Origin of the sequence: Neisseria sp. HMSC70E02 (genome assembly GCF_001838645.1) — a bacterium.
In the GTDB taxonomy this organism is placed as follows: Bacteria; Pseudomonadota; Gammaproteobacteria; order Burkholderiales; family Neisseriaceae; genus Neisseria; species Neisseria macacae.
This window is the reverse complement of the sequence record NZ_KV838100.1, coordinates 203,740-230,193: the sequence shown is the minus strand read 5'-3', so window position 1 is coordinate 230,193 and position 26,454 is coordinate 203,740. Positions and strand designations below refer to the sequence as shown.

Here is a 26,454-nt window from a genome sequence, read left to right as displayed (position 1 = left end):
AGGGGATGTCCAACTTTTGGGGTGCAGTTCACTTAGCGCCAACAGTTTTCAGACGACCTTTTCATCACTTTATCTCAATCTACACCTAAATCAGGCAAACATCAGCTTGCCGCCCTCTTCTTTCACATGAATCGTGCTTTCGGGCGCATATTTGCCTTCGAGCAACGCCATGGCCAGCGGGTTTTCGATTTCCGACTGGATGGCGCGTTTGAGCGGGCGTGCGCCGTACACGGGGTCGAAACCGGCTTGGGCAATCAAATCCAAGGCGGCATCGTCCACTTTCAGGTGCAGGTGCTGCGCTTCCAAACGTTTTTCCAAGCCTTTGAGCTGGATTTTGGCGATGTTGCGGATATTCTCCTGATTCAGTCCGTGGAACACGACCACTTCGTCGATGCGGTTGATCATTTCGGGGCGGAAGTAGGCTTTCACTTCTTCCATCACCGCTTCTTTCACGGCTTCGTAATCCTGCGTACCCATTTGTTGGATGTGCTGGCTGCCGATGTTGGAAGTCATGACGATAACAGTGTTTTTGAAGTCCACGGTGCGACCTTGTCCGTCGGTCAAGCGGCCGTCATCCAATACTTGCAACAGGATGTTGAACACGTCGGGATGGGCTTTTTCCACTTCGTCCAAAAGAATCACGCTGTACGGTTTGCGGCGGACTTGTTCGGTCAGGTAGCCGCCCTCTTCGTAGCCGACATAGCCCGGAGGCGCGCCGATGAGGCGTGCAACGGCATGTTTTTCCATGTATTCGGACATGTCGATGCGGATGAGGTGGTCTTCGCTGTCAAACAGGAAGCCTGCCAAAGCTTTGCACAACTCGGTTTTACCCACGCCGGTCGGGCCTAGGAACAGGAAGCTGCCGTAAGGTTTGTTCGGATCGGCAAGACCGGAGCGGCTGCGGCGGATCGCGTCGGACACAGCACGCACGGCTTCGTCTTGACCGACCACACGGCGGTGCAATACTTCTTCCATTTTCAGCAGCTTGTCGCGCTCGCCTTCCATCATTTTGGACACGGGGATGCCGGTCATGCGCGATACGATTTCGGCTACTTCATCCGCGCCGACTTCGGTACGGAAAAGTTTGTTTTGTTTTTTGCCGTCGGGGTTGCTTTCCGCCGCCTGCAACTGTGCGCCTAATTTCGGCAACTCGCCGTATTCTAGTTCGGACGCGCGGGCAAAGTCGCCTTGGCGTTTGGCCTGCTCGATTTTGACTTTGATGTCGTCCATCTGTTTCTTAATGTCGGCGGTGCTGGAAGACGCAGCTTTTTCGGCTTTCCAGATTTCGTCCAAATCGGCGTATTCTTTTTGCAAACCGTCGATTTCTTCGTCTATCAGTTCCAAACGTTTTTTGCTGGCGTCATCGCTCTCTTTGGAAACGTGCATTTTTTCCATTTTGAGCTGGATGATGCGGCGGTCGAGTTTGTCCATCTGCTCGGGTTTGCTGTCCAGCTCCATTTTGATGCGGCTGGCGGCTTCGTCAATCAAATCAATCGCTTTGTCGGGCAGGAAGCGGTCGGTAATGTAGCGGTCGCTCAATTCTGCGGCGGCAACAATGGCGGGGTCGGTAATGTCGATGCCGTGGTGGATTTCATAGCGTTCCTGCAAGCCGCGCAGGATGGCGATGGTGTCTTCCACGCTGGGTTCGCCGACCAATACTTTTTGGAAGCGGCGTTCGAGTGCCGCATCTTTTTCGATGTATTGGCGGTATTCGTCCAAGGTGGTCGCGCCGATGCAGTGCAGTTCGCCGCGTGCCAGGGCCGGTTTCAACATATTGCCCGCGTCCATCGCGCCGTCAGTTTTGCCTGCGCCGACCAAAGTATGGATTTCGTCGATGAAAATCAGGGTGTTGCCGTCGTCTTTCGCCAAATCGTTCAACACGCCTTTCAGGCGCTCTTCAAATTCGCCGCGGTATTTCGCACCGGCAATCAATGCCGCCAAATCCAAAACCAGCAGGCGTTTGTTGCGCAGGGATTCGGGCACTTCTCCATTGACGATACGTTGTGCCAAGCCTTCGACGATAGCAGTTTTACCCACACCCGGCTCACCAATCAGCACAGGGTTGTTTTTGGTGCGGCGCTGCAATACCTGAATGGCGCGGCGGATTTCGTCGTCGCGGCCGATAACGGGATCAAGTTTGCCGTCGCGGGCGCGCTGGGTCAGGTCGAGCGTGTATTTTTTCAACGCATCGCGTTGGTCTTCGGCATTGGCATCGTTCACGTTTTGTCCTCCTCGTACCGCGTCAATCGCGGCATTGATATTTTGTTCGGTCGCACCGGCTTCTTTCAAGATTTTGCCGGTCGCATCGTTCTGCTGCACTAAGGCGAGCAGGAAAAGTTCGCTGGCGATATAGGCATCGCCGCGTTTGGTTGCAGCTTTGTCCATCAGGTTCAACACCGCCTGCAATTCACGACTGGGCATAATGTCGCCGCCCTGGCCGGACACTTTCGGCAGGCTGTTTAAATGCTGCTGCAAACGCTGTTTCACCTGCGGCACGTTCACGCCCGCATGAGCCAAGAGCGCGGCAGCTCCGCTGTTTTGGTCGTCAAGCAGGGCTTTCAGCACGAAGCCCGCTTCCAGATAGCTGCTGTCCGCAGCCAATGCCAAACTCTGAGCTTCTGCAAGGGCTTGTTGGAATTTGGCGGTTAATTTGTCGAATCTCATCTTTTTGGTTTCCTTTGGTTAGAATTTCGTTACACCCAATATAGGCTCAAATGTGGATAACTCAATAGCAAAATTTTATTAGGATAGAAAATTTTTAATATCTATATGTTTTATATTGAAATTATTATTATAAAATCTGTGTATAACTTTTATTGTTCAAGTTCATAACAGATTGCTGACATAAAAAATAAAGACTTTCAAATTAGCAAAAAGGTCGTCTGAAAACATTTTCAGACGACCTTTTGGGCGACCAATTATAGTGGAATTAACATAAATCAGGACAAGGCGACAAAGCCGCAGACAGTACAGGTAGTACGGTAAGGAGAGGTAACGCCGTACTGGTTTAAAGTTAATCCACTATACTATCTAAACAATCTGTTCGCATAATATCAAAACAAGACAAACCGCTACCAGACTCCGACCAGACACCTTTTTACCCTTCCATATACCCCCGCTCCCGCATAGAGCAGACTTCTTTCGCCGTGACAATAAAATGATCCAAAAGTGAGACATCAACCAATGCCAAAGCCTGTTTCAGACGACCTGTGAACGCAATATCGGATTGCGAAGGCGTTGCCGAACCGCCGGGATGATTATGCGCGATAATCAGGCTGTCGGCGTATTCGTCCAATGCGAGCTTGACGATTTCCCTGATATAGACGGTATTTTCTGCCACCGTTCCACGCGAGAGTTCGCGCACGGCAATCAGCCTGTTTTGGCGGTTGAGCAAAAGCGCGGTGCTGACTTCTATCTTTTCGTGCCCTAAATGCAGACGCAGATAATCGGCAACGGCTTTCGGACTGGAAAGCGTGATGTTCTCCTGTAAATCCTCGCCCAAAATCCGCCTGCCGATTTCTTTGACGACAGCAAACTGGGTAAAACTCGCCAAACCCATGCCCTTGTATGCGGAAAGCGTTTTAGCGTCGGCGCTCATCAGCTTGCCCAAGCTGCCAAACTCGTTCAGCAGATAACGCGCCAAATCCACCGCGCTCATCCCGCGCGTACCTACCCGCAGCAAAATCGCCAGCAACTCAGCATCGCTCAACGCGCCTGCGCCATGAGCCAACAATTTCTCGCGCGGCCGCTCGCCTTCAGGCCATTGTTTGATACTCATGTTTACCCCTTGCGTGAACATTCACGAAAAAAATCTATTTGAAAATCTGCTTGTTATTGCACTTTCTGCAACGAAATGCTTATTAAGCAACTATTGTAAATATTTTATATTTTATTATATTTTGAATGAACATTTAAAATATAAGCATAATATTCATATAAATTAATTGCATAAAAACAACGCGCTCAACTTCGCTTGTGAAAGCGATTGCCTTTCCTTATTCACCTGTATGGATTGACCGCAGATTCAATCTGACAGGTTTCAAAATGTCCTGTTTAAATCAAATCCGCAGGAAATCAGCCCCTTCGGGCAATTTCGTATTGCCCCTGCGTGCCATAGGCTAATATAATAGCGAGTTCGGCGGAGGCGGTTTATCCTTGGATTTCCACCCGTTTCCCATCCATGCTGCCCGTGCGCTTCACAAGAGTTTCAGACGACGTTGCGACGTTGCGACTCCCGCCAGCAATCAAACAGCTTTTTATCACCCTTTCGAAAATCCGTTTTGCCGGTACTCGTCATTTTTATTGGAGTATTGCCATTATGACCGCAACCACTGCGTCTTCAGCCAAACCTTATCTTAAAATCCAAGGCTTGGTGAAAAAGTTTGGTGACAATTACGCTGTCGATAACATCGACTTGGATATTTATCAACATGAAATCTTTGCCCTTTTGGGCAGCTCCGGCAGCGGCAAATCCACGCTGCTGCGTATGCTGGCGGGCATGGAAAGCCCCAATCAGGGCAAAATCATTCTGGACGGTCAAGACATTACCAAACTTGCCCCCTACGAGCGCCCCATCAATATGATGTTTCAAAGCTATGCCCTGTTCCCGCACATGACTGTGGAGCAGAACATTGCCTTCGGTCTGAAACAAGACAAAATGCCCAAAGATGAAATCGCTGCACGCGTGGAAGAAATGCTGCGTCTGGTTCAGATGACCAAATACGCCAAGCGCAAACCGCATCAATTATCCGGCGGTCAACAACAGCGTATCGCTTTGGCACGCAGCTTGGCAAAACGTCCGAAAATCCTGCTGCTTGACGAACCTCTCGGTGCATTGGACAAAAAATTGCGCCAACAAACCCAGCTCGAATTGGTCAATACGCTGGAACAAGTCGGCGTAACCTGCATCATGGTCACGCACGACCAAGAAGAAGCGATGACAATGGCGACCCGCATCGCCATCATGTCTGACGGTCAGTTGCAACAGGTCGGTACACCCAGCGATGTGTACGACTACCCCAACAGCCGCTTTACCGCCGAATTCATCGGCGAGACCAATATTTTTGGCGGCGTCGTGATTGACGACCATGCCGATTATGCCGTCATCGAATGCGAAGGCTTGGAAAACCACGTCCGCATCGACCACGGTCTGGGCGGCCCGAGCGAACAAGACATTTGGGTCAGCATCCGTCCCGAAGACATTGATTTGTACAAAGAAAAACCCGACCACTTGGGCAGCTTCAACTGGGCAAAAGGCACAGTGGAAGAAATCGCCTACTTGGGCAGTTTCGCCATCTACCACATCAAACTCGCCAACGGCCGCGTCGTCAAAAGCCAAGTTCCCGCGCCTTACTGGTACGTGCGCAACATCACGCCGCCGACTTGGGACGAAACCGTCTATATCAGCTGGCCGGAAAACCAACCGACTCCGTTGTTCCGTTGATTTAAGGGGAATGAGATGAACCTTAAAAAACTGAAAAACAAACTGTTCCGCCGCCCGGGTCAGCGCGCGGTCATTGCCGTGCCGTATATTTGGCTTTTGGTGCTGTTTCTGATTCCGTTCGCCATCGTGCTGAAAATCAGCTTTGCCGAACAAGAAATCGCCATTCCGCCGTTTACGCCGCTGACCAGCGTCGATGAAGATTTAGGTCGTCTGAACATCGCCATCAGTTATCAAAACTATGCCGATATCTTCCAAAATTTTTGGAATACCCTGAATCCGTTTGGCGACAGCGAAAACAGCAATATCTATCTGATGACCTACTGGTCTTCGATTAAGACTGCGCTGACGACGACCATCATTTGTCTGCTGATTGGTTATCCGACTGCCTATGCGATTTCGCGCGCCAACCCCGCCATGCGCAACGGTCTGCTGCTTGCCATTATGCTGCCCTTTTGGACTTCCTTCCTGCTGCGCGTCTATGCATGGATGGGCCTGCTGGGACACAACGGCATCATCAACAATTTCCTGCTCAAAATGCAGATTATCGAAGAGCCTTTAGACCTGTTTTACAACGCGTTCTCGCTGAACTTGGTCATGGTCTATGCCTATCTGCCGTTTATGATCCTGCCGCTTTACACGCAACTGGTGAAACTCGACAACCGCCTGCTCGAAGCTGCTTCTGATTTGGGCGCAGGGCCGATTAAATCGTTCTTCACCATTACTCTGCCCCTGTCTAAAACCGGCATCATCGCAGGCTCCATGCTGGTTTTCGTACCCGCAGTCGGTGAATTTGTGATTCCCGAGCTGGTTGGCGGTTCGGAAAATCTGATGATCGGTAAAGTGTTGTGGCAGGCGTTCTTCGATCAAAACAACTGGCCGTTGGCTTCCGCCGTCGCCGTCGTCATGGTCGCACTGCTGGTCGTACCGATTGCACTGTTCCAGCATTATGAAAACCGCGAATTAGAGGAAGGATCCAAATAATGCAGAAATCCCGATTATCCTGGTTCCTGAAACTGATGCTGATGCTGTCGCTGGCGTTTCTGTATATTCCGCTGGTCGTCTTGGTCATCTATTCGTTCAACGAATCCAAGCTGGTTACTGTTTGGGGCGGCTTTTCGACCAAGTGGTACAGCGCATTGCTGGAAAACGACACCATCTTGGAAGCCGCTTGGCTGTCGCTGCGCATTGCCGCCGCATCCTCGCTTGCAGCCGTCGTTTTGGGCACGCTGGCAGGTTACGCGATGGCGCGCATCAAACGCTTCCGCGGCAGCACCTTGTTTGCCGGTATGATTTCCGCGCCTATGGTTATGCCTGACGTGATTACCGGTCTGTCCATGCTCCTGCTGATTATTCAGGTGCAAATGTTCCTGCAAGGTAGCGAATTGCTGCAAAACCTGTACTTCGACCGCGGTTTCTTCACCATTTTTCTCGGACATACGACGCTTTGTATGGCATACATTACCGTCGTCATCCGCTCGCGTTTGGTGGAGCTTGACCAATCGCTCGAAGAAGCCGCAATGGACTTGGGTGCGCGCCCGCTGAAAATCTTTTTCGTCATCACCTTGCCCTTGATTGCCCCTGCCATCGCTTCAGGCTTCCTGCTCGGCATTACCCTGTCGCTGGATGATTTGGTCATTACCTCCTTCCTGTCCGGTCCCGGTTCTTCCACATTGCCGCAGGTGATTTTCTCCAAAATCAAGCTGGGTCTCGACCCGCAGATGAATGTGTTGGCAACCATCCTGATCGGCATCATCGGTACGCTGGTCATCGTCATCAATTACTGGATGATGCGCCAAGCAACCAAACGCGATCGGGAAGCCGCCGAAGCCTACCGTCAGGAAAAGCTTGCCGCAGAAAAAACAAATTGACCCAATCAGACAGGCTGACCGCATCAATGCAAGGTCAGCCTGTTTTCTTCACACAACCCGTTTAACCCACTTTTCAGACGACCCTCAACTACCCTCCAAAGGTCGTCTGAAACCACACAAAGCATTACCCTATGATTCATCCCAATTTCAAAGAATACCTTCCCTCCTATTATTTCAGCACCATCAATCCCCACGCCGCTTATCCCAAGCTTGAAGGTCGTCTGAAAACCGAGACCTGCGTTATCGGCGGAGGATTGACAGGACTTTGCACCGCCCTTCCCCTTGCCGAAAACGGACGCGAAGTAACCGTACTCGAAGCCGCCCGCATCGGCTTCGGCGCATCGGGGCGCAGCGGCGGGCAAGTCATCAGCGATTACGCCTGCGGCATGGAAGAAATCGAAAAACAAGTCGGCTTGGAACAAGCCCGCTGGTTTTGGCAGCAATCCCTGCAAGCCGTTGAACTCGTTGACGAACGGGTTAAAAAACACCAAATCGCTTGCGACTGGCAGCGCGGCTACGCCACCGTCGCCATCCGCCCGCAGCATTGGGAAGAATTGCAACAATGGCATGAACACGCCCGACAACATTACGGCGCTACCCATTACCAACTCTGGGATAAAGCCACGCTCAAGCAACAACTTGCCAGCGATATGTACTTGGGCGCACAGTTCGATCCTCATTCCGGCCATCTCCATCCGCTCAACTATACCCTGGGCATCGCCCGCGCCGCTGCCGAAGCAGGCGCGCAGATTTTCGAACAGTCCCCGATGACCCGTATCGAACCCTATCAAGGCGGCTGGCTCGTCCATACCCCGGACGGCAGCATCGAATGCCAAAACCTCGTGTATGCCGTCAACACCTACGCCGGTTTGCATCAAAAATTCAAGCCATTGGAAAAAAAAGCCATCGCCGTCAGCACCTTCATCATCGCCACCGAACCGCTGGGCGAACGCGCCAAAGAACTCATCCGCAACAACATGGCTGTCTGCGACAACCGCCACGTCCTCGACTACTACCGCCTTAGCGCGGACGGCCGCCTGCTCTTCGGCGGCAAAGACAACGAATTCATCGACGATCCCGACCGCATGACCGAGCTTGTCCGCCAAGACATGCTCAAAGTCTTCCCCCAGCTTGCTGATGTCAAAATCGAACATTCATGGGGCGGCGAATGCGACATCACCGCCAACCTCGCCCCCCACTTCGGAAGACTCGCGCCCAATGTTTACTATGCCCAAGGCTACTCGGGACACGGCATGGCAATTACCGGCATAGCAGGCCTTGCCATTGCCGAAGCCATCATAGGTGACGATGGTCGTCTGAAACCGTTTGAAAAACTCAAACACCCCAGCATCATTACCCAACCTTTCCTGCGCAAACTCGGCTCCTTCCTCGGCTCGAAATATTACCAATGGAAAGACAGCCGTTAAGCATCTGGTTAATCTCGAACACATCAACAAAAGGTCGTCTGAAACCCGATTCAGGTTTCAGACGACCTTTTCGATATTGAATTGAAGGCTTCCAATCAAACTGCTATCTCATCAAATGTTCAACGAACGCTCGATGCATTTAGATTCCTACCCTCTCCGTTTGTGCTCCAAACCCATTACATCAAATGAATCCCGCTTGCCGGATTGGAAACATTTTCATATACGGTAATCGAAACAATTTTTCCACTTTCGTCGAACACAATTTCCAGATAAGGCTTATCAGGGCTGCGGTCGCGGTTGAAAAGGCGGAATACCCGTTGCGCCTCAAAAATCTTTCCGTGTGCTTTCAAATATTCGGGCAACTGGCTGATGTTTTGAAAACTGCCGCCAAACCCGCCGCCATGTTTCTTGAGATATTCCGGCGTTCCTTCTATGTCAAAATTGTGCGTTACTCTCAGTGGCTGATCCGAACCTTGGCTTGTCTGTTTGCCTGTTGATAAAACCAAAGTATCCCGACGCCTGAGTGCCTCCATTTCTTGTACCACCGGTTCTACCGCCTGCTGATTATAGCTCCGCTCCCCTTTTCCCATCTGATCAATAGCCTCTATCACTTTATCAACGTTTTTAGGATCATTCGGATCAATATCAGGGAACAGTGCCTGCTCCAGCGGATCGTCTCCGCCAGGAATGCCCCAAATCGCCGCCAATTCTTTAGGGCTGCGTTCAAACAAACAACTGGAATCGATATTTTCGGCAACCTGACGGACAAAATCATCAATGCCGCCAATCTGATGCAGGTTGGCGCAATTTGAAGAAAGTGCGCTTTCTACTTGCTTGACGCTATTAGAGTTGGACGCGATTGGATTCAAATCGGATTGGGAAGAGGCTGATGATACGGAGGAAGGAGCAGCGGATGCGCCAACTTCTTTTGTTTTATCTTCTTTGCTTGGAGAACACGCAGTCAGCATGATTGCAGTAAGCCATAAGAGAAGTGATGACGTTTCGTTTTTCATTATTTTGTTTTCAACATAAAGAGGTCGTCTGAAAATCTGCCACTTCATTTTTCAGACGACCTCCTGTTAGTACAACTCAAGAACCTTGTTATTGCCAACAAGGTGCTCAACCCATCTTACCCGACGCGGTAAAACGCCAAGCTGCCCAACAGGTTGGGGAAATGTTTAACCTGTTTGTTACCCGTCATGACCGCGCGCTCGAGGACGCGGATTTTGTTTTTGGCGCATAATAAATCAAAGTCTTTGAGCGTACACCAATGGATGTTCGGCGTGTCGTACCAATGGTAGGGCATGCGTTCGGAAACCGGCATATGCCCGCCGATGGCGATTTGGAAGCGGTTGCGCCAGTAGCCGAAATTCGGGAAGCTGACAATTGCCTGTTTCGCCACGCGCATGAGGCAACGCAGGATTTTCTCGGTATTCTGCATGGCTTGGATGGTTTGGCTCAAGACGATAACGTCAAACGTCTGATCGCCAAATTCAGCCAAACCCTGCTCCAAATCGGCTTGAATGACGTTCACGCCGCGCGACATGGCGGCGATGACGCTGTCGGTGTCGATTTCGATGCCGTAGCCGCTGCATTTTTTGTGCTCCACCAAAGCCGCCAGCAATTCGCCGTCGCCGCAGCCCAAGTCCAAGACGCGGCTGCCTTCGGGAATCCAGTCGTAAATCAACTGCAAATCGTCGCGCAAATTCATGATCGGCAATCCTTGTCAACATTGTTCATATAAACCGCTACGGCGCGCATATAAGCCTCGTCTTCCATCAAAAAGGCGTCATGGCCGTGGTTGGATTTGACTTCGATATACTGCACCGGCTTGTGCGCGGCAATCAGCGCTTTGACCAGCTCTTTGGAACGCGCGGGCGAGAAACGCCAGTCGGTACTGAAGCTGGCGACAAAAAATTTCGCTTTCACATTTTGCAAGGCGCGGGTCAGGCTGTCGCCGAAATCCGCCGCCGGATCGAAATAGTCCAAAGCCTTGGTCATCAGCAGGTAAGTGTTGGCGTCGAACCGCCCGACGAATTTGTCGCCCTGATAGCGCAGATAGGATTCCACTTCAAATTCAACGCCGTAGCCGTATTGATAGCCGTTTGAACGCAAATCGCGTCCGAATTTTTTGCCCAAACCGTCTTCGGCAAGATAAGTGATGTGCCCCATCATACGGGCAATCCGCAAGCCCCGTGCGGGAACGGTATTGCGGCTGCGGTAATGTCCTTCGTTGAAATCGGGGTCGGTCAAAATCGCCTGACGCGCCACATCGTTGAACGCGATATTTTGCGTCGAGAGTTTCGGCGCAGACGCAATCACTAAGGCATGGCGCACGCGCTCGGGATAGGAAATCGTCCATTGCAAAGCCTGCATGCCGCCTAAGCTGCCGCCGACAATCGCCGCCCATTGTTCGATACCGAGATAATCGGCAAGCGCGGCTTGGGATTTTACCCAGTCCTTCACCGTAACCACCGGAAAATCCGCGCCGTATTCCCTGCCCGTTTCAGGATTGATCGACAGAGGCCCGCTGCTGCCGTCGCAGCCGCCCAGATTGTTCAAACCGACCACGAAAAAACGTTCCGTATCAATCGGTTTGCCGGGTCCGACCATATTGTCCCACCAGCCCGTATATTTATCCTCCGCCGAATGCCTGCCCGCAACATGATGGTTGCCCGACAGCGCATGGCAGATTAAAACCGCATTGTTTTTTTCGGCATTCAGCTCGCCGTAGGTTTCAATCATCAGATCGAAACGCGGCAAAGTTTTACCGTTTTCCAAAACCAGCGGCATCTCAAACGGAATTTTTTGGGGCGTTACAATGCCCACCGAGGCACTTTGACTCATATCCTGTTCCAACAAATGCGGCGAAAAGCGTTATTATATAGCAAACGGCATGACTTTTTGACACGGGCGGACAAGCAGCCTGACGCGCTGAAACATCCGTCTCCATGCCGCCGCGCCCGAACCATACTTTTTCAGACGACCTCCCCCGCTTCCCGACATGATAGGCAGACTTTTCCGTATTTTTTTCTTTTTCGCACTTGCCGTGCTGATCATCAACCGCCTCTTCAGCCGCAAGCAAAAACGTGCCCTGCGCGATGTCGCCAAAATCAGCGCATGGGTACTGCTCGGTGCTGCCGCAGCGACGCTGTTTTGGTATCTGGTCATGCTGTATTTCAAACACATTCCGGATTCTTATTGACCGGACGTTGATAGCCAGACAAAAGGTCGTCTGAAAACCCAAATTCAGGTTTTCAGACGACCTTTTCCCGTATATTAAAAACACGGGGGATGACGATGTTGCCAAAGCGGCAGCCTCAGCTCAAGATTTAGCATCCGGCTTCTCCTTAAACTCCGTTCCGACGAACGTCCGTTTCGGATTGCCGCGTTCCACCTGATAAAGCCGGCTGTGCTGTGCGCGGGCGTAATCGTCGGTCTGTCCGGCATGATGTTCCGCCAACTTTTGCGCCAGCAGGGTCAAAGCCAATTTTTTGTTGGCATGCTGACTACGTTCGCTTTCGACGCGCACGGAAATACCGCTTGCTTTATGAGTGGCACGGACGGCACTTTCAGTTTTATTGACGTGCTGCCCGCCTTTGCCGCCCGAACGGCAAGTTTGAAACTCGATTTCGCTTTCAGACGGCATTTCAGGCATATCGGGCATGCGGAAAACGCCGATATACCAGTTTTTACGCGGATGTTTCGGGCGGACGGGGCTGGCGCATATCCATTGGAGCGAACCTTGCCAACGCTGTGCCAGAGTTTCGGCATGTTTGCCGTCCAATTTAAGCACCGCCGACATAATGCCGTGCTTATCCGCAGTTTCGGAGATGATTTCCGCCTCGACACCTTCCGCCTTCGCCTCAGCAATCAGCCTGCCCAATACGAAACGGGCAAAGATGCGGCATTCGGCAGGCCCTTGGGCGGTAGAAATTTGTAAATAAATCATGGTTTATTTCCTTTCATTTTTGGGCGGAAGGAATATTTTTCGTCAAATCCCTTGTTGCCGATTTTGGCTTTATCGGGCACGTTCGGGCTGATTTCCGCCTCACTTTTAAGCTGTGACAGGTATTCGCAAATGTTCTGCCACACAATATCGGGATCGATGTAGATGCCGAGTGCGGAAAGTTGCGGGTTGGCGGCAAAGTCCTGACTGCTGTTCGATTTGCTTGGACGGTTTGGGTCGGCGTAATACACGAGCAGCAGCGGCACATTCCGATAGGTTTTCAATATTACGTTGCTCCATTCTCTGCAGACGGCTTGAAAATCGGCATTTTGGATCTCGTCATGCCAAGCCCAGTAGTAATTGCCGTATTGCGGCAAAACGTATTCCGCACCATCTTGAAAACGGATTGACCGACAGAAATAACGCCCAATTTTTTTGCTTAAAATTTGTCCGACATCGTAAGACGTATAGACTTTATCATTCGTGGCAAACAGGTATACACGCAGGTTGCCGATATACAGTTCCGACACCACGGCGCACGCACCGTATTCCTTTTCCCACTCGGCAGGCGGCTTGGGCAGGCTGTGTAGGATTTCAGCACCGGGCGGCAAGCGGCGGTCAAACACCAATACAGGGTCGACACCGTATTTCGCCACTTTGTGGTCGTAGAAATCTTTAAATTTACTGATGATTTTCATGCCTCACCTCCACATCCGCCGCTGGTTTTATAAGTCAAAACGGGTTTGAAGCGGGCAACCAATTCAATCAGACCTGCGTTTTTCATGGCTGAAATGACGCTGTCTATGCTTTTATAAGCCTGTGGAGCTTCTTCAAAAATCAAAGCCTTATCCTGACAAACGACCACGCTGCCGAAGGTGGTTTGGCGCAGGCTGTCGGCGGAATATTTGTGCGACAGGCGGCCTTTGCATTCGCCGCGTTGCCATTTCCGTCCTGCACCGTGTGCCAATGTGTTCAGCGAAATTTGGCAATCTTGGGTCGGCAGAACCAGATAGCTGTAATCGCCACGCGAGCCGGGTATCATGACCAGACCTTTATCGGCAGGCGTTGCGCCTTTTCGGTGCAGCCAGCCGGTTTGCCCCGCGATTTCGGCTTGTTCGAGGAAATTGTGATGCACGTCGAGCAGGCATTCGCCTTCCGTGCGCCAGCGGTCGAGCATTCTGGCGGCAATCAGACGACGGTTTAAACGGGCGAACTCAAGGGCTGCCTGATGTTCGGCAAGATAGTCCGCCGCAGCCTCGCTGCCTTCCGCCAAACCTCGATGTCCGTAGGCTTCGATGTGGCGTCGCAAAATTTGCTGACCCAGTCCGCGCGAACCGCTGTGTACCAACAACTGTAAACGGTTTGAATCAAAGGCAGCGGGAAGCAAATCGTCGCGGTAAACGGTTTCTACGGTTTGCAATCGCGATGCCGTCAACCGCGCCCTTGCCGCGCGGGACAACGACACGCTGGTGCATTACGAACGGCTGGGGGAAGCCGCCGAGCTCTCCGTGCCGTTGCCCGAACACTACCTGCCGCTGCTCTACACCGCCGCGCTGCGCGAACCGCAGGACGATATGGAAATATTCAATGACGAACTCGCCTTCGGCTCGATCAGCATGACTTCCGTTTTAATAGGGTAAGAGGCCATGATAAACAACGCGGGTTGGAAACCCTGCGCGCCTGCCCAAAAGCCCGCTACGAAGACGGCTTAGACACGGCGAAATCGGACGTATTGGCTGACGTATTGCGACAAATCGGCTGCACGCAGGCAGCAGAAATTCTGACCGAACCCGCCGCCGAAGCGCAAGCCAAGCAGCGCATTGCCGAAGGCGCAGATTGCTTCGGACAGTTTGGGCACTGACCGCCATTGTGCTGATGGTTTCCGGCAACCGTGCAGCCGAAGGAAAAGGATAGGGCGACAGCAGTATCGCCCAAACGCAAAAGCAGCCTGCACTTTGAATTTTCAAGTGCAGGCTGCTTTTTTATCTTGCCGACATGTGTTCCAACACCTCCGCGAAATAATCCGCCACTGCTCTTACGCTGGGGCTGCGGCGTACGTCTTCGTGCATCACCAGAAAGAGTTCCGCTGCGAATTCAGGTAGCGGGGCATCTGGATTGAGTGAGACGGGATGCAGCCTGTCGGCGGGGAACACGGCGAAATCAGGCAGGATACCGATGCCGATTTGTTCGCACACGGCTTGTTTGACAGCGGCGAAGTCGTTGCTGGCGAAGGAAATGTCAGCATCTTCGCCGATTTGTTCGGCAAACCAGCGGGAAAAACGGGTGTTTACGGCAATTTGCACGAAACGCCAGTCTTCGCGGCGGATGGTTTTCAGGTAGCCTTCATGGCCGTAGATGCGGTAGGAGAAATGGGCGATGCGGCGCACGGCAAGGTCGTTTTGGGTGGGACGGATGAGGCGCAGGGCGATGTCGGCTTGGCGACCGTGCAGGTCGGCGAGTGCGGCATCGCTTTGAATAATAAGGCGTATATCGTTGTGTTTGCGGTAGAAATCGGCAATGTGGGGCATCAGCAGGAGTCGGGCGACGAATGGCGGTGCGGAAATGACGACGCTGTGCCGCAGCTCGGCCTGTTCGCGTGCAGTACGCTGCAACATGCTCATATCTTTGCAGATTTCGCAGGCATGGCGGTAAAGTCGTTCGCCTTCGGGGGTGAGCAGGTAGCGTTTGCCGATGCGGTCAAACAGGCGCAGGCCGAGTGCGTTTTCCAGCTGGGCGATTTGCCGCGAAACGGTGCTGTGCTGCACGCCCAGGTGTTCGGCAGCAGCGGTAAGGGTTTGTTTTTCCACGAGGGTGGTGAAGTGGCGGATGCCGTTCCAGTCCCAATCCATTATTGCTTCCTTTGTGCATTTTTTGGCTGTGTTTGCCAATTTATCTTATTTTCGTGTTTTTATAAACGGTATAAACTGCACGATATGGATTTTTTGAGGGGAACGAGATGAAAAAACTGCCGAAAAAATACGCGGGCGTACTGTTTTCTTTTTACGCTTCGGCGGTGATGGTGCTGATTGTGAGCGCGGTGCTGGTGGCTCTGAATACCGGCATCGACGCGGGCTACCTGCAACGCTTGTTGAAATCATATTTGATTACTTGGCCGGTGGCATTCGCCAGCCTGCTCGGCGTGCGGCCGTTGGTGGTGAAATGGGTGGCGGCTTCGGTGGCGGATTGAGGCTACCTGAAAACATGAATAAAGCAGTGACAACCCCAGTTGCATCAAAGTGTAGGCTGCTTTCAGCTTCACAAAAGCGCCGCTTTTCATAGACAAACTAATATTGTTTTTAAATTTCAGACGGCTGAATACAGCCAAAAGCTCCTCTGAAAACCAGCCTTTATTTACCAACCTTGCAGACAGGAGACACACATGTCCGACAAACCCATTCTCTACGTTGTAACCAGCAATGCCGTTAAAGGTGCAAGCGGCCAGCCCACCGGCTTTTGGTTGTCCGAACTCACGCACCCCATGCACGAAACCGAAGCCGCCGGGCACCGAAGCGAAATCGCCACCATCCGAGCCGGAGTCGCCCCCGTTGATGCCGACAGCCTGAATATGGATGACCCCGTGAACGCCCATTACTGGCAGCAAACTGACCTGCAACAACGTTTGCAAGCTGCGCCCGGGCTGGGCGGTCTGAACGGCGCGGACTATTCCGCCATTCTGTTTACCGGCGGCTACGGTACGATGTGGGATTTCCGCGAAAGCCTTGACGCGCAACGCCTTATCCGCGAAGTGTACGAAAACGGCGGTATCGTTGCCGCCGTCTGCCACGGCCCTGCCGCGCTGGTGGACGCGAAACTTTCTAATGGCGAATATCTGGTCAGCGGCAAAAACGTTGCCGCTTTCACCAACACCGAAGAAGAAGCAACGGGCGGAGCTAAAATCGTCCCCTTCCTGCTGGAAACCGCGCTCGTTGAACACGGCGCAAAACACCATGCCGCGCCGAACTGGGCGGAAAACGTGGTGGTGGACGGCCGTCTGATTACCGGTCAAAACCCGGCATCCGCCAAAGGCGTAGGGGTGGCGTTGGCAAAGGCATTGGGTTGATGAAGTATTGAAAAAAGCAGCCTGCACTTTGGAAATTGAAGTGCAGGCTGCTTTTTATTATGCCGACTTTATGTTTTCAGACGGCCTTCACGTCTCCAAAGCCCTCAGCCATGCCGCCAATCCTTGTTCGAGTTGCGTGCGGGTGTCCGCATCCAGCTTTTCCAGCAGCCGCTTTTCGTTTTCCACATGCGGGAACACGGCTTTTTCAATCAATTCTTTGCCTTTATCCGTCAGGCGGACCAGCAGGCTGCGGGCATCGTCTGGGTTGGGCAGGCGGTCGATTAAGCCTTGGTTTTCCAGATTTTTCAGGCGCGTGGTCATGGTGCCGGACGTTACCATCAGCGCTGAAAACAGCTCGGTCGGGGTCAGCGTATAAGGCGCGCCACTGCGGCGCAAAGTGGCCAGCACATCAAACGAGCCTTCGGTTAAACCGTATTCTCCATAAACTTTTTCCAATTCGCGCGCGATGACGGCAGCGGCGCGTTTCAGACGGCCGATTAACAGCATATTTTCGGCGGCCAATTCAGGCAGTTCCTGCTTCCATTGGGCAACGGCGCGGGCCGCAGCATCAAGGTGTTCGGTCATAGGATGCTCCGTTCGGTTTTCAATGGCGATTATTTTATCTTGACTTCAAGCTAATCTCCATTTATATTTAACTTGAACTCAAGATAAATTTACAGGAAAAACCATGTTTGCCGATAAACAAGCCGTTTTAAACGCCTTCCGTTTCCGCCACGCCTGCAAAAGTTATAATGCGGCGAAGAAAATCCCTGCCGATGATTTTGCTTATATTCTGGAAACCGCACGCCTGTCGCCCAGTTCGTTCGGGCTGGAACCTTGGCGGTTTTTGGTGATACAAAACCGTACTCTGCGCGAAGAGTTGCGCGGCATTGCATGGGGCGCGGCGGAAAAAATTATGGATTGCAGCCATTTTGTGATTTTGTTGGCACGCACACAGGCTGCCATGCAGGCGGATTATCAAGAAAAAATCTGGGGCGGCGCGCATGGAATGTCGTCTGAAACTATTGGGATGATGCAAAAATTTTTCAAACAGTTTGCCGAAACCGATTTTGCCATTGCCGACAATCCGCGCGCATTTAACGACTGGGCAGCCAAGCAAACCTATATCGCGTTGGCGAATATGATGACCGCTGCCGCGTTGATTGGTGTGGATTCCACGCCGATGGAAGGCTTTCAAAAAGAAAATGTGGAAAAACTGCTGTCGGAAAAAGGTTTAATCAATCTTGACGAATACCGCGTCAGCGTCATGGCGGCGTTTGGCTATCGCGCAGGCGAACCCAAGCGCGCCAAAACGCGGCTGGCAATAGACGATGTGGTTGATTGGATTGAATAAACACCTGAAAATCAGCAACACAGACATTCACCAGTTGGCAAAATTAAGAGTTTTGACCGATGGCAGCCTGCACTTGAATGAAGAAGAGAAGGTTTCCGATAGGCCAAATTTCCCACCCGCTTATTCATTTATTTGGAGGACTTATGCGCTTACATTATTCCCAATATGCCCTTGACAGCTATAAGGCACTGCTGGCTTTGGAAGCCAGCCTCACGCTAGATAGTACCTTGAAAGATTTAGTGAAACTGCGCGTTTCGCAAATCAACGGCTGCGTTTTTTGTGTCGATATGCACGTTAAAGAAGCCAAGCTGCACGGCGAGCGTGAACTGCGCCTGCATCATTTGGCCGTTTGGCACGAATCAACTCTGTTTACTGAAAAAGAACGGGCCGCGCTGCAATGGGCGGAAAACCTGACCCGCATCTCCAAACAGGGTATCCGCGATGCAGACTACGCAGCGGTACGCACCCATTTTGATGAAGAAGAACTGGTGGCATTGACCCACGTCATCAACACTATCAACGTCTGGAACCGCCTGAACGTGGCTTTTGCCACCCCAGCAGGCAGCATGGACGGCCTGATGGGATTGGAGAAGGCAGGGCTGGTTTAGTCTGGCAAGACAATCTGAAATCGATCAAACAACAACAGGGGCTACCTAAAATATAAAAAGCAGTCTGCACATTCAAAACCAAAGTGCAGGCTGCTATTGCCCCATCACACCCCATTCCCTTTTTTTCAGACGACCTACTGCATAGTCAATCTGAAAAAGCTGCATTCCTACGAGAATCAAAATGCCCAGTCATACCGCCACCATCCTGACCACCGCGCTCGCTCCGCTGATTTGGGGCAGCACCTATCTCGTAACCACCGAATTCCTGCCGCCGGACCGACCGTTCACCGCCGCGCTTATCCGTGTTTTACCCGCCGGGCTTTTGCTGTTGGCGTGGACGCGGCGTATCCCTAAACGCAGCGAATGGCCGACAGTTGTCTTGCTCGGTTTTTTGAACATCGGCTTTTTCCAGGCCATGTTGTTTGTGGCGGCGTATCGCTTGCCGGGCGGACTGGCGGCGGTTTTGAGTTCGACGCAGACGCTGATGGTGCTGGTGTTCACTTGGTTAATCGGTAAAACCATGCCGCCCAAAGCGGCTTGGGCTTGGTCGGCGGCAGGGGTTTTGGGGATTGCGCTTTTGGTTTTGTCACCGCAGGCGCACTATGACGGGACGGGGATTTTGGCGGCATTGGCGGGCGCGGCGGCGATGGCGTTGGGCGTGTATTTGTCGAAACACCGCCGCACTTCGCTGCCCGTGTTGGCGTTTACCGGCTGGCAGCTTTTCATCGGCGGCTTGTTTTTACTGCCCGTCGCCCTGCTTGCCGAACCGCGGCTCGAATCTTTAAGCCCCGTCAATATCGGCGGCTATCTGTATTTGAGCCTGTTTGGTGCCGTGTTGGCTTATGTGTTGTTTTTCAGAGGAATCGCCAAACTTTCGCCTGCTGCGGTTTCGTCGCTGGGATTGCTCAGCCCTGTCTCGGCATTTATCTTGGGCTGGCTGTTTTTAGGGCAAGGGATGGACGCGAAGTCGCTGGCGGGATTTGCGTTGGTGTTGGTATCGATATTCGGGGTGCAGCGGGCAGTCATGAAAAAGGTCGTCTGAAAACAGCCTTGAAGCCTTCAAGCTGCGTTTTCAGACGACCTTTTGCACCGGTCGGTTTATTTCTTCAAGAATGCCCGTTTCAGAATAATCAGCCAATCTTTTTTATCCAAAACAGGATGTTGCGTAAATACATCGTATTTGCAGCCATCCAGTTTCTGCAAAATCAGTTGTCCGCCGACAATAATCATCCGCAATTCAAATCCTAAGCGGCCTTTCAGCGTTTTACCCAAGGGCGAGCCGCCTTTGAGCATTTGGAACGCGCGGTTGCACTCATACGCCATCAGTCTTTGGAACGCAAAATCCGTTTTGCCTTCGGCAATTTGCGCTTCGCTGACGTTAAATTTTTGCAAGTCGTCCTGCGGGATATAAACACGGCCTTTTTGCCAATCGACGGCAACGTCCTGCCAAAAGTTGATGAGTTGCAACGCGGTACAGATGCCGTCGCTTTGGGCAATGCTGACTTCGTCGGTTTGTCCGTACAGATGCAGCATAATGCGCCCGACTGGATTGGCGGAACGGCGGCAGTAGTCAATCAGGTCGCCAAAATCCTGATAACGGGTTTTGACAACATCCTGACTGAATGCGGACAAAAGATCGTAAAACGGCTGCAGCGGCAGCTTGAAAGGCACGATGGCTTCATGCTGCAAACGTTGCATTAGCGGAGTCAACGGCGTTTCGCCGCGCTGTATGCGGTCAAGTTCGGATTTGAGTTCATCCAAAGCGCGCAAGCGTTCATCGGCTTCGGCATTGCCTTCATCAGCGAGGTCATCCGCAGTGCGCGCAAAAGCGTAAACGGCATGGGTAGGCTTGCGCAGGCGGCGCGGCATGACAAGCGAGCCGACGGGGAAATTTTCGTAATGGTTGACGGACATAGATATTTGAAATTCGGTATTGGGGTCGTCTGAAAGTATGAGCCGCGTTGCTCAAATGGCTTGCCGACGGCACGGAGTACTTCCAAACCTGTATTAACAACTCGACAAGATTCTAACACAACGCATTATTTTATTAATGATTTAACTGTATACTCGCATAGAAATCCAAACTTAAAACCACAAAATTACCCTGTTTTCCCAATTCAGACGACCCTTTCCGCAAAACGGATTTTAGCTACGGCAAAAACCATATTGAGATAAAAAACCGCCATCCGGAAATAGGCTGTCCCATCCAAACTTAACCCAAAACCATGCCTCCCTCGTTCTTTAATATATCCGTAAACACTTGATTCGCTTATAATCCCCATACTTCCAAGTAAGCGGAGACTACGATGGACATGATGGCTTTCACGAATATTTTCTTAATCGTGCTATGTATTTTCACCATGCTGCTGGTGTGGTCGCGAAATTGGAAGCGCAAGCAGGCGTATTTTGAAAAAATCAAAAGCAATCCGGACAATCTGAAATGGCTCGAACAAAATCTGACCGGAAAAGAAACAGCAGACCTCAAAAACATCAACGAGCATTTCGGGCTGCCTTTGCTGCAAGCGAAGCAATTACTTGAATACTACAAGCAGCAGTCGAAAAAATAATCTATCGTAAAAAATAATCTATGGTTTAAAACAGGCGGGCTGAATTCAGTCCGCCTTTTTTACCCATTTCAAAAAAATCTTTTATTTCTGTATTGACAGAAATAAAAGACAAAAATAAAATACCCTCACTATGAAACTGAATCCGACCACTGAAAAATTTATCCTCCACTGGGGCGAAATGGGCACCAAATGGGGCGTCAACCGTACCGTTGCGCAAATCCATGCCTTACTCTACATCTTAGGCAGACCGATGAATGCCGAAGAAATTACCGAAACGCTCGGCGTAGCGCGCTCCAATGTCAGCAACAGCATCAAAGAGCTGCAAAACCTGAGGCTGGTGCATACCGTGCATATCTTGGGCGACAGGCGCGATCATTTTGAAACTTCAGACGACGTTTGGACTTTGTTCCGCACCATTGCAGAAATGCGTATGCAGCGCGAAATTGAACCGACGCGGCAATTTTTGCAAAGCCTGATCGATAGTCCTGAATTTAGTCAGGAAAATGAAACCGCCAAACAGCGAATCCGGCAAACCCATGATTTCATCAATACGCTGACCATATGGGCAAATGAAATGCTGAAGCTTTCCACCTCAACCATGGTGAAAATTTTAAAAATAGGCGCCGGAATACAAAAATTTTTCCGATGATGCCGCCCCAATTGGTTTACAAGACACAACACCCGGTTTCTCTTACGCAATCATAGGTGTGTTATGACGCATTTGACAGAAGATTATTTCGACTATCCGAGAGGCAGAGTCATCACCGTTTATGCTGCATCTACGGTATTTTTTGCATTTAGTATCGGCTACTATGCTTTATTCTTTACCGTACCTGCCCTAATTTGCGGTTTGATCTTAAGCTTGACGTCTACATATAGAGACTTACGCGGCCTTATACGGGCAATCATAACCGGATCATTATGCGGTTGCCTATATCTTTTACTGTTTGGTGCAGATTTTGTCACCAGCCTCCTAGCCAGCGTGGTAATAGGCGGTACTTATTCTTTGATTGTTGGCGTTTTGAGCTTGCCCAATCCTCCGGGGGAGGATGATATTCAGGAACCTGCCTAATTTTTTTACCCCTATATTTCTCTTTTGACAGAAATTTTAGAAATTACAGGCTAAATATATAAACAAATCGAAATGAAATTAGGAAACCAATATGTCCGACAACACTACACACACTCTCCCTGCCTACCTGTCTTACTCGATGGGGTTGTTATGGCTGTGGAGCGGTACCCAACCTCTGTTTTTCATGCCCGAAATGTCATTGGATTTGCTGCATTCGGTCGGCATTCCCGATTCGTTGCAATGGCCGACATTAATCGCCGCTTCACTATTGGACATCGGTTTCGCCTTTTTATGCTTCAGCCGCTTTCGCGCCCGTTCCGAAATATGGCTGCTGCAATTGCTGACCGTCGTGGCATACAGCCTGATTATTGCTTTCAGGCTGCCCGAAATGTGGGCGCACCCATTTGCGCCTTTGGTAAAAAACCTGCCGATTATGGCTACTTTATTTTTCCTGTATCAATCCGTAGGAGATAAAAAATGAACACCTATTTAATCGTTAAAACCCTGCACATCATCTCGGCTACCTTAATGGTCGGCACTGGTTTTGGTACAGCGTTTTACCTCTTTTGGGCAAACCGCAGCGGTTCGGTCGCCGCGCAGTCGGTCGTATCGCATTGGGTCATCAAAGCAGATTGGTGGTTTACAACCCCCGCCGTTATTTTCCAACCCTTGTCCGGTTTATGGATGCTGTATGACCGCGGCTATACCGTTTCCACCATGCTGGAACAAAATTGGGTATGGATGACGCTCGGTTTATACATCCTTGCAGGCATTTGCTGGCTGCCCGTGGTCTGGCTGCAAATCCGCATGGCAAAGATTGCCGAACAAGCGCATAAAGAAAACGCAGACACCATTCCGGAACCCTATTGGCGTTACGCCAGACGCTGGGAATTACTGGGCTATCCCGCCTTTTGCGCCACTATCGTGATTTACTTCCTAATGGTGATGAAACCGATTTAAAGATTTTCAGACGACCTCAGCAACACCATAAAGAAAAAACCATGAACATCATCATTTTCGGAGGCAGCGGCTTCATCGGCAGCCGTACCGCCCAAATCTTAAAAGAACAAGGTCACCAAGTTTGCACGCCCGACCGCCGCGCCTTCGATTTTCTTCATCCCGACGAAACCGCCGCACGCCGTTTATTAGAGGGGCAAGACGTCCTCATAAACTGCATCGGCATCATGAGCCGTCATGCCGAAATACTCGAAACCGTACACCACCGCACGCCCAAACAACTCGCCACATGGGCAAAAGCAGCAGGCATAAAACACTGGGTGCAACTATCCGCACTGGGTGCCGACCCATCTCAATCCATCAACTTTGTCGGCAGTAAAGGACGTGGAGATGATGCCGTCGCCCAAAGCGGCATCCCGATTGCGATAGCCCGACCATCCGTCGTTTACGGGCGTGGGGGAACCAGCTGCGAACTGTTCATCAAACTAGCCCACCTCCCTTTACTTCCACTGCCGGAAGGCGGACGCTTTTACTTACAGCCCGTCCATCTTGCCGATGTTGCCGAAGGTTTGGCAAAACTGGCCGTCCAAACCGACACCGACCATAGCATCATCAATATGACCGGCAGCCAAACGCTGACCTTGGCGGAATACCTGACCACGCTCCGCCAAACCCTGCATCACAAACCGCCGCAACGTATCCTGCCCATCCCCCTACGCCTGCTCGACCCTGCGCTGCCGTTGGCAAACATCCTCAGCAACGGCATCATCAGCCGTGACAGCTTTGCCCTGCTCAAACAAGGCTCATGCGCCGATTATTCTGATTTTGCAGCTTTATTGGGGAGAGCGCCATTAGCTGCGGAAAACTTTTCCCATCAAGGCTGAATCAGCCATACACAAGAAAAGGTCGTCTGAAACCGTCCCGCCTAAAGCCGGTTTCAGACGACCTTTTACCCTAATACAAGAGACCGCTGATACAATAAAGCGCCCGTATGAAAAATATTTTGCTACAATATGTAATTGTATGTTACATAAGCAGTATATCATCAATAAAATAATATTTTCATCACGGCTCATATCATGGCTCAGATTAAATTTAAAACACATCTTAAATGCATCCTACTTGCTTCCATCTTGCTCTCCGGCTGTCAGACTGCCTTTGAAGAAGATCAAACCCGGCGCAGCAAAATTACCCAATTCGCCCTCAATCACCCCGTAGCGGCGCAAGCCATCGGCATGGAAGACACAGGCTCCTTCAATATCAGCAGCAATGCCACGCGTTTTGCCTACCGCAGCGGCTTAGACGATACTGCCAACGGAGATGGCAAAGGCACACAGGTCAATGCCGTGCGCCAAGCCCTGTGGCAAGCCGCCATTACCTCCCAATTCGACAACGTAATCGCCGAAGAAGCAGGTAATGCCTACCTTGCCGACATCAAAATCCGCGAAGGGAAAATCAACTATTTCAGCCGTTATCTCGCGGATCAGGCAGTTGACCAACGCAACAACCGTATCGGCCGCAGCATCGGCAGCGGCAGACCCAATACCGACATGAAGGCCCTTGCCGAAAGTGTTTTGCTCTATTACCACAAAATCGGCTTGTGGACCGCATCGGAAACGCGTACCAACGGCCGCAAAGTATGGCGCATCACGCAAGAAAAACTCAGTCCTACCGCCTACCGCGAAGCCATGAAAAATATCGAGCCGTTGGATGCCGAAGGCTTGCGCGAGGAAGAGCGCAATATGCCCAAACCTGACAAAATCGACTCGATTTCCAAAACGGTTAAAGCCATCAGAAAAGTAAAAGACTGATTTTTCGACACTCTGTGCAAGTTTTGAGTAATTCATCAAAACGGCGTAAACTGTCGCAAACCCATTTTCAGACGACCCCTGCTTGCAAAGAGGTCGTCTGAAAACATTTCTCCTGCCGATTCAGCCGTTTCCAGAAGGACAAAGGACGATTATGAATTTCCCACCGCGTTACGTTTCCACCACCCGTATGCGCCGTATGCGCAAAGACGACTTTTCCCGCCGCCTGATGCGCGAGCATACCCTGACCGCAGATGATTTGATTTACCCCGTCTTCGTACTTGAAGGCAGCAATCAGGAAGAAGCCGTCCCCTCCATGCCCGGCGTGAAACGGCAAAGCCTGGACAAATTATTGTTCACCGCCGAAGAAGCCCTCAAGCTCGGCATCCCCATGCTGGCACTCTTTCCCGTCGTTACCCGAAATAAAACCGACTTGGCGGAAGAAGCCTACAATCCCGAAGGACTCGTACCGACCATCGTGCGCACCCTGCGCGAGAAATTCCCCGAACTCGGCATCATGACCGACGTCGCCCTCGACCCCTACACCATCCACGGGCAAGACGGGCTGACCGATGCGAACGGCTATGTCCTCAACGACGAAACCATCGAAGTTTTGGTAAAACAAGCCTTGTGCCACGCCGACGCAGGCGCGCAGGTCGTCGCCCCGTCCGACATGATGGACGGCCGCATCCTCGCCATCCGCGAAGCCCTTGAAGACGCGGGACACATCCACACCCGCATCATGGCGTATTCAGCCAAATATGCTTCCGCATTTTACGGCCCGTTCCGCGATGCGGTCGGCAGTTCCGGCAATTTGGGCAAAGCCGACAAGAAAACCTACCAAATGGACCCCGCCAACACCGACGAAGCCCTGCACGAAGTCGCCCTTGACATTCAGGAAGGTGCGGATATGGTGATGGTCAAACCCGGCCTGCCCTATCTTGACGTTGTCCGCCGCGTCAAAGACGAGTTCGGCGTACCGACCTACGCCTACCAGGTTTCCGGCGAATACGCCATGCTTCAGGCAGCGATTCAAAACGGCTGGCTGGACGGCGAAAAAGTCATACTCGAAAGCCTACTCGCCTTCAAACGCGCCGGCGCCGACGGCATCCTGACGTATTACGCCGTCGAAGCAGCAAAGATGTTGAAAAAATAAAACGACAGCAAAATGCCGCCGGTTTGCACAGAATGCCCGGCGGCATTCACATTAAGGCATTTGCCCGACAAAATTTATTACAACGGAATGAATAATCAGGTAATTTCTGGTAAAATACCGCAACTCTCAAACAAACACTTACAGCGTCCGTTTTATATAGTGGATTAAATTTAAATCAGGACAAG

Annotated in this window: 30 protein-coding genes and 2 pseudogenes; 20 read left to right on the top strand and 12 right to left on the bottom strand. The window is 51.4% G+C overall.

What is annotated here, in order from left to right:
* Nucleotides 1-90: 90 nt before the first annotated feature.
* Complete coding sequence (clpB, locus tag HMPREF3277_RS08305; RefSeq protein ID WP_070870744.1) at nt 91-2,664, bottom strand: ATP-dependent chaperone ClpB; 2,574 nt, start codon at nt 2,662-2,664, stop codon at nt 91-93.
* A 433-nt stretch (nt 2,665-3,097) separates the two neighbouring features.
* A complete protein-coding gene (radC, locus tag HMPREF3277_RS08300; protein ID WP_070870742.1) occupies nt 3,098-3,778 on the bottom strand; it encodes a RadC family protein in 681 nt (226 codons plus the stop codon).
* A 540-nt stretch (nt 3,779-4,318) separates the two neighbouring features.
* Between radC and potA the strand changes: the two genes are divergently transcribed.
* From potA to HMPREF3277_RS08280, 4 genes are all read left to right on the top strand, one after another.
* On the top strand, nt 4,319-5,443 hold the full coding sequence (gene potA / locus HMPREF3277_RS08295; protein ID WP_009312960.1) for an ABC transporter ATP-binding protein: 1,125 nt from the start codon (nt 4,319-4,321) through the stop codon (nt 5,441-5,443).
* Between the two features lie 15 nt (nt 5,444-5,458).
* Nucleotides 5,459-6,424 carry an ABC transporter permease subunit gene (locus HMPREF3277_RS08290; RefSeq protein WP_003766008.1) on the top strand — a complete coding sequence of 322 codons (966 nt, stop codon included), beginning with the start codon at nt 5,459-5,461 and terminating at the stop codon, nt 6,422-6,424.
* Nucleotides 6,424-7,311, top strand: coding sequence for an ABC transporter permease subunit (locus tag HMPREF3277_RS08285; RefSeq protein ID WP_003765987.1), 888 nt, complete (start codon nt 6,424-6,426; stop codon nt 7,309-7,311). Before HMPREF3277_RS08290 ends, HMPREF3277_RS08285 begins: the two co-directional genes overlap by 1 nt.
* A 131-nt stretch (nt 7,312-7,442) precedes the next feature.
* Entirely contained in the window at nt 7,443-8,738 is a 1,296-nt protein-coding gene (locus tag HMPREF3277_RS08280) for an NAD(P)/FAD-dependent oxidoreductase (RefSeq protein ID WP_070870740.1), read from the top strand.
* 176 nt (nt 8,739-8,914) lie between these two features.
* On the opposite strand, the gene HMPREF3277_RS08275 is transcribed toward HMPREF3277_RS08280, so the two are convergent.
* The 4 genes from HMPREF3277_RS08275 to HMPREF3277_RS15740 form a co-directional block, all read right to left on the bottom strand.
* The gene (locus HMPREF3277_RS08275) at nt 8,915-9,799 is read right to left on the bottom strand and encodes an NMB0938 family lipoprotein (RefSeq protein ID WP_070870738.1); all 885 of its coding nucleotides are present in this window, start codon (nt 9,797-9,799) and stop codon (nt 8,915-8,917) included.
* 68 nt (nt 9,800-9,867) lie between these two features.
* Entirely contained in the window at nt 9,868-10,449 is a 582-nt protein-coding gene (gene metW / locus HMPREF3277_RS08270; RefSeq protein ID WP_003743445.1) for a methionine biosynthesis protein MetW, read from the bottom strand.
* On the bottom strand, nt 10,446-11,585 hold the full coding sequence (locus tag HMPREF3277_RS08265; RefSeq protein WP_070870737.1) for a homoserine O-succinyltransferase MetX: 1,140 nt from the start codon (nt 11,583-11,585) through the stop codon (nt 10,446-10,448). Before HMPREF3277_RS08265 ends, metW begins: the two co-directional genes overlap by 4 nt.
* Before the next feature lie 33 nt (nt 11,586-11,618).
* On the bottom strand, nt 11,619-11,744 hold the full coding sequence (locus HMPREF3277_RS15740; RefSeq protein ID WP_283127073.1) for a hypothetical protein: 126 nt from the start codon (nt 11,742-11,744) through the stop codon (nt 11,619-11,621).
* Here HMPREF3277_RS15740 and HMPREF3277_RS14930 point away from each other — a divergent pair.
* Nucleotides 11,743-11,943: a protein MIGRI gene (locus HMPREF3277_RS14930; protein WP_070870735.1), complete on the top strand. Its 201-nt coding sequence runs from the start codon at nt 11,743-11,745 to the stop codon at nt 11,941-11,943. The genes HMPREF3277_RS15740 and HMPREF3277_RS14930 overlap by 2 nt on opposite strands.
* Before the next feature lie 120 nt (nt 11,944-12,063).
* Here the strand turns inward: HMPREF3277_RS14930 and prfH are convergent, their stop codons facing one another.
* From prfH to HMPREF3277_RS08245, 3 genes and pseudogenes are all read right to left on the bottom strand, one after another.
* Complete coding sequence (gene prfH, locus HMPREF3277_RS08255; protein ID WP_070870733.1) at nt 12,064-12,690, bottom strand: peptide chain release factor H; 627 nt, start codon at nt 12,688-12,690, stop codon at nt 12,064-12,066.
* Nucleotides 12,687-13,385, bottom strand: a complete 699-nt coding sequence (locus tag HMPREF3277_RS08250) for a hypothetical protein (protein ID WP_070870732.1) — start codon at nt 13,383-13,385, stop codon at nt 12,687-12,689. The genes prfH and HMPREF3277_RS08250 overlap by 4 nt, the downstream gene beginning before the upstream one ends.
* A pseudogene (locus tag HMPREF3277_RS08245) lies at nt 13,382-14,107 on the bottom strand (RNA ligase RtcB family protein); the annotation flags it as partial. The pseudogene HMPREF3277_RS08245 and the gene HMPREF3277_RS08250, both read right to left, overlap by 4 nt.
* Before the next feature lies 1 nt (nt 14,108).
* Here HMPREF3277_RS08245 and HMPREF3277_RS13825 point away from each other — a divergent pair.
* Nucleotides 14,109-14,327: pseudogene (locus tag HMPREF3277_RS13825) on the top strand (4,5-DOPA dioxygenase extradiol); the annotation flags it as partial.
* 23 nt (nt 14,328-14,350) lie between these two features.
* The gene (locus HMPREF3277_RS08240; protein ID WP_070870730.1) at nt 14,351-14,548 is read left to right on the top strand and encodes a metal ABC transporter substrate-binding protein; all 198 of its coding nucleotides are present in this window, start codon (nt 14,351-14,353) and stop codon (nt 14,546-14,548) included.
* A 121-nt stretch (nt 14,549-14,669) separates the two neighbouring features.
* On the opposite strand, the gene HMPREF3277_RS08235 is transcribed toward HMPREF3277_RS08240, so the two are convergent.
* Nucleotides 14,670-15,536, bottom strand: coding sequence for a LysR family transcriptional regulator (locus HMPREF3277_RS08235; RefSeq protein ID WP_070870729.1), 867 nt, complete (start codon nt 15,534-15,536; stop codon nt 14,670-14,672).
* A gap of 107 nt (nt 15,537-15,643) precedes the next feature.
* Between HMPREF3277_RS08235 and HMPREF3277_RS08230 the strand changes: the two genes are divergently transcribed.
* Both HMPREF3277_RS08230 and HMPREF3277_RS08225 read left to right on the top strand, forming a co-directional pair.
* On the top strand, nt 15,644-15,874 hold the full coding sequence (locus HMPREF3277_RS08230) for a DUF2798 domain-containing protein (protein WP_003784226.1): 231 nt from the start codon (nt 15,644-15,646) through the stop codon (nt 15,872-15,874).
* 192 nt (nt 15,875-16,066) lie between these two features.
* Nucleotides 16,067-16,747 (top strand): type 1 glutamine amidotransferase domain-containing protein, encoded by a 681-nt coding sequence (locus tag HMPREF3277_RS08225; RefSeq protein ID WP_070870728.1) that lies wholly within the window; start codon nt 16,067-16,069, stop codon nt 16,745-16,747.
* A gap of 87 nt (nt 16,748-16,834) precedes the next feature.
* Here HMPREF3277_RS08225 and HMPREF3277_RS08220 read toward each other — a convergent pair whose 3' ends face one another.
* Nucleotides 16,835-17,332, bottom strand: coding sequence for a MarR family winged helix-turn-helix transcriptional regulator (locus HMPREF3277_RS08220; protein ID WP_070870727.1), 498 nt, complete (start codon nt 17,330-17,332; stop codon nt 16,835-16,837).
* 103 nt (nt 17,333-17,435) lie between these two features.
* On the opposite strand from HMPREF3277_RS08220, the gene HMPREF3277_RS08215 reads away from it, so the two are divergent.
* From HMPREF3277_RS08215 to HMPREF3277_RS08205, 3 genes are all read left to right on the top strand, one after another.
* Nucleotides 17,436-18,101: an NAD(P)H-dependent oxidoreductase gene (locus tag HMPREF3277_RS08215; protein WP_070870725.1), complete on the top strand. Its 666-nt coding sequence runs from the start codon at nt 17,436-17,438 to the stop codon at nt 18,099-18,101.
* A 143-nt stretch (nt 18,102-18,244) separates the two neighbouring features.
* Complete coding sequence (locus HMPREF3277_RS08210; protein ID WP_070870723.1) at nt 18,245-18,709, top strand: carboxymuconolactone decarboxylase family protein; 465 nt, start codon at nt 18,245-18,247, stop codon at nt 18,707-18,709.
* Between the two features lie 181 nt (nt 18,710-18,890).
* Nucleotides 18,891-19,751 (top strand): EamA family transporter, encoded by an 861-nt coding sequence (locus tag HMPREF3277_RS08205; protein ID WP_070870721.1) that lies wholly within the window; start codon nt 18,891-18,893, stop codon nt 19,749-19,751.
* 56 nt (nt 19,752-19,807) lie between these two features.
* Here the strand turns inward: HMPREF3277_RS08205 and hpnC are convergent, their stop codons facing one another.
* The gene (gene hpnC, locus HMPREF3277_RS08200; protein WP_070870719.1) at nt 19,808-20,623 is read right to left on the bottom strand and encodes a squalene synthase HpnC; all 816 of its coding nucleotides are present in this window, start codon (nt 20,621-20,623) and stop codon (nt 19,808-19,810) included.
* A 392-nt stretch (nt 20,624-21,015) separates the two neighbouring features.
* Between hpnC and HMPREF3277_RS08195 the strand changes: the two genes are divergently transcribed.
* From HMPREF3277_RS08195 to hemB, 8 genes are all read left to right on the top strand, one after another.
* On the top strand, nt 21,016-21,276 hold the full coding sequence (locus HMPREF3277_RS08195; RefSeq protein ID WP_070870718.1) for a hypothetical protein: 261 nt from the start codon (nt 21,016-21,018) through the stop codon (nt 21,274-21,276).
* Nucleotides 21,277-21,406: 130 nt separating this feature from the next.
* Nucleotides 21,407-21,925, top strand: a complete 519-nt coding sequence (locus tag HMPREF3277_RS08190) for a GbsR/MarR family transcriptional regulator (protein ID WP_003760633.1) — start codon at nt 21,407-21,409, stop codon at nt 21,923-21,925.
* 63 nt (nt 21,926-21,988) lie between these two features.
* Nucleotides 21,989-22,348: an NADH dehydrogenase gene (locus tag HMPREF3277_RS13820; protein ID WP_094113506.1), complete on the top strand. Its 360-nt coding sequence runs from the start codon at nt 21,989-21,991 to the stop codon at nt 22,346-22,348.
* Between the two features lie 91 nt (nt 22,349-22,439).
* Entirely contained in the window at nt 22,440-22,829 is a 390-nt protein-coding gene (locus tag HMPREF3277_RS08185; protein ID WP_070870716.1) for a DoxX-like family protein, read from the top strand.
* On the top strand, nt 22,826-23,308 hold the full coding sequence (locus HMPREF3277_RS08180; protein WP_070870715.1) for a DUF2269 family protein: 483 nt from the start codon (nt 22,826-22,828) through the stop codon (nt 23,306-23,308). The genes HMPREF3277_RS08185 and HMPREF3277_RS08180 overlap by 4 nt, the downstream gene beginning before the upstream one ends.
* A 41-nt stretch (nt 23,309-23,349) precedes the next feature.
* A complete protein-coding gene (locus tag HMPREF3277_RS08175; protein WP_070870713.1) occupies nt 23,350-24,189 on the top strand; it encodes an NAD-dependent epimerase/dehydratase family protein in 840 nt (279 codons plus the stop codon).
* A 195-nt stretch (nt 24,190-24,384) separates the two neighbouring features.
* Nucleotides 24,385-25,116: a DUF6973 domain-containing protein gene (locus HMPREF3277_RS08170; RefSeq protein ID WP_003760647.1), complete on the top strand. Its 732-nt coding sequence runs from the start codon at nt 24,385-24,387 to the stop codon at nt 25,114-25,116.
* 151 nt (nt 25,117-25,267) lie between these two features.
* On the top strand, nt 25,268-26,269 hold the full coding sequence (hemB, locus tag HMPREF3277_RS08165; protein ID WP_070870711.1) for a porphobilinogen synthase: 1,002 nt from the start codon (nt 25,268-25,270) through the stop codon (nt 26,267-26,269).
* Nucleotides 26,270-26,454 lie beyond the last annotated feature (185 nt).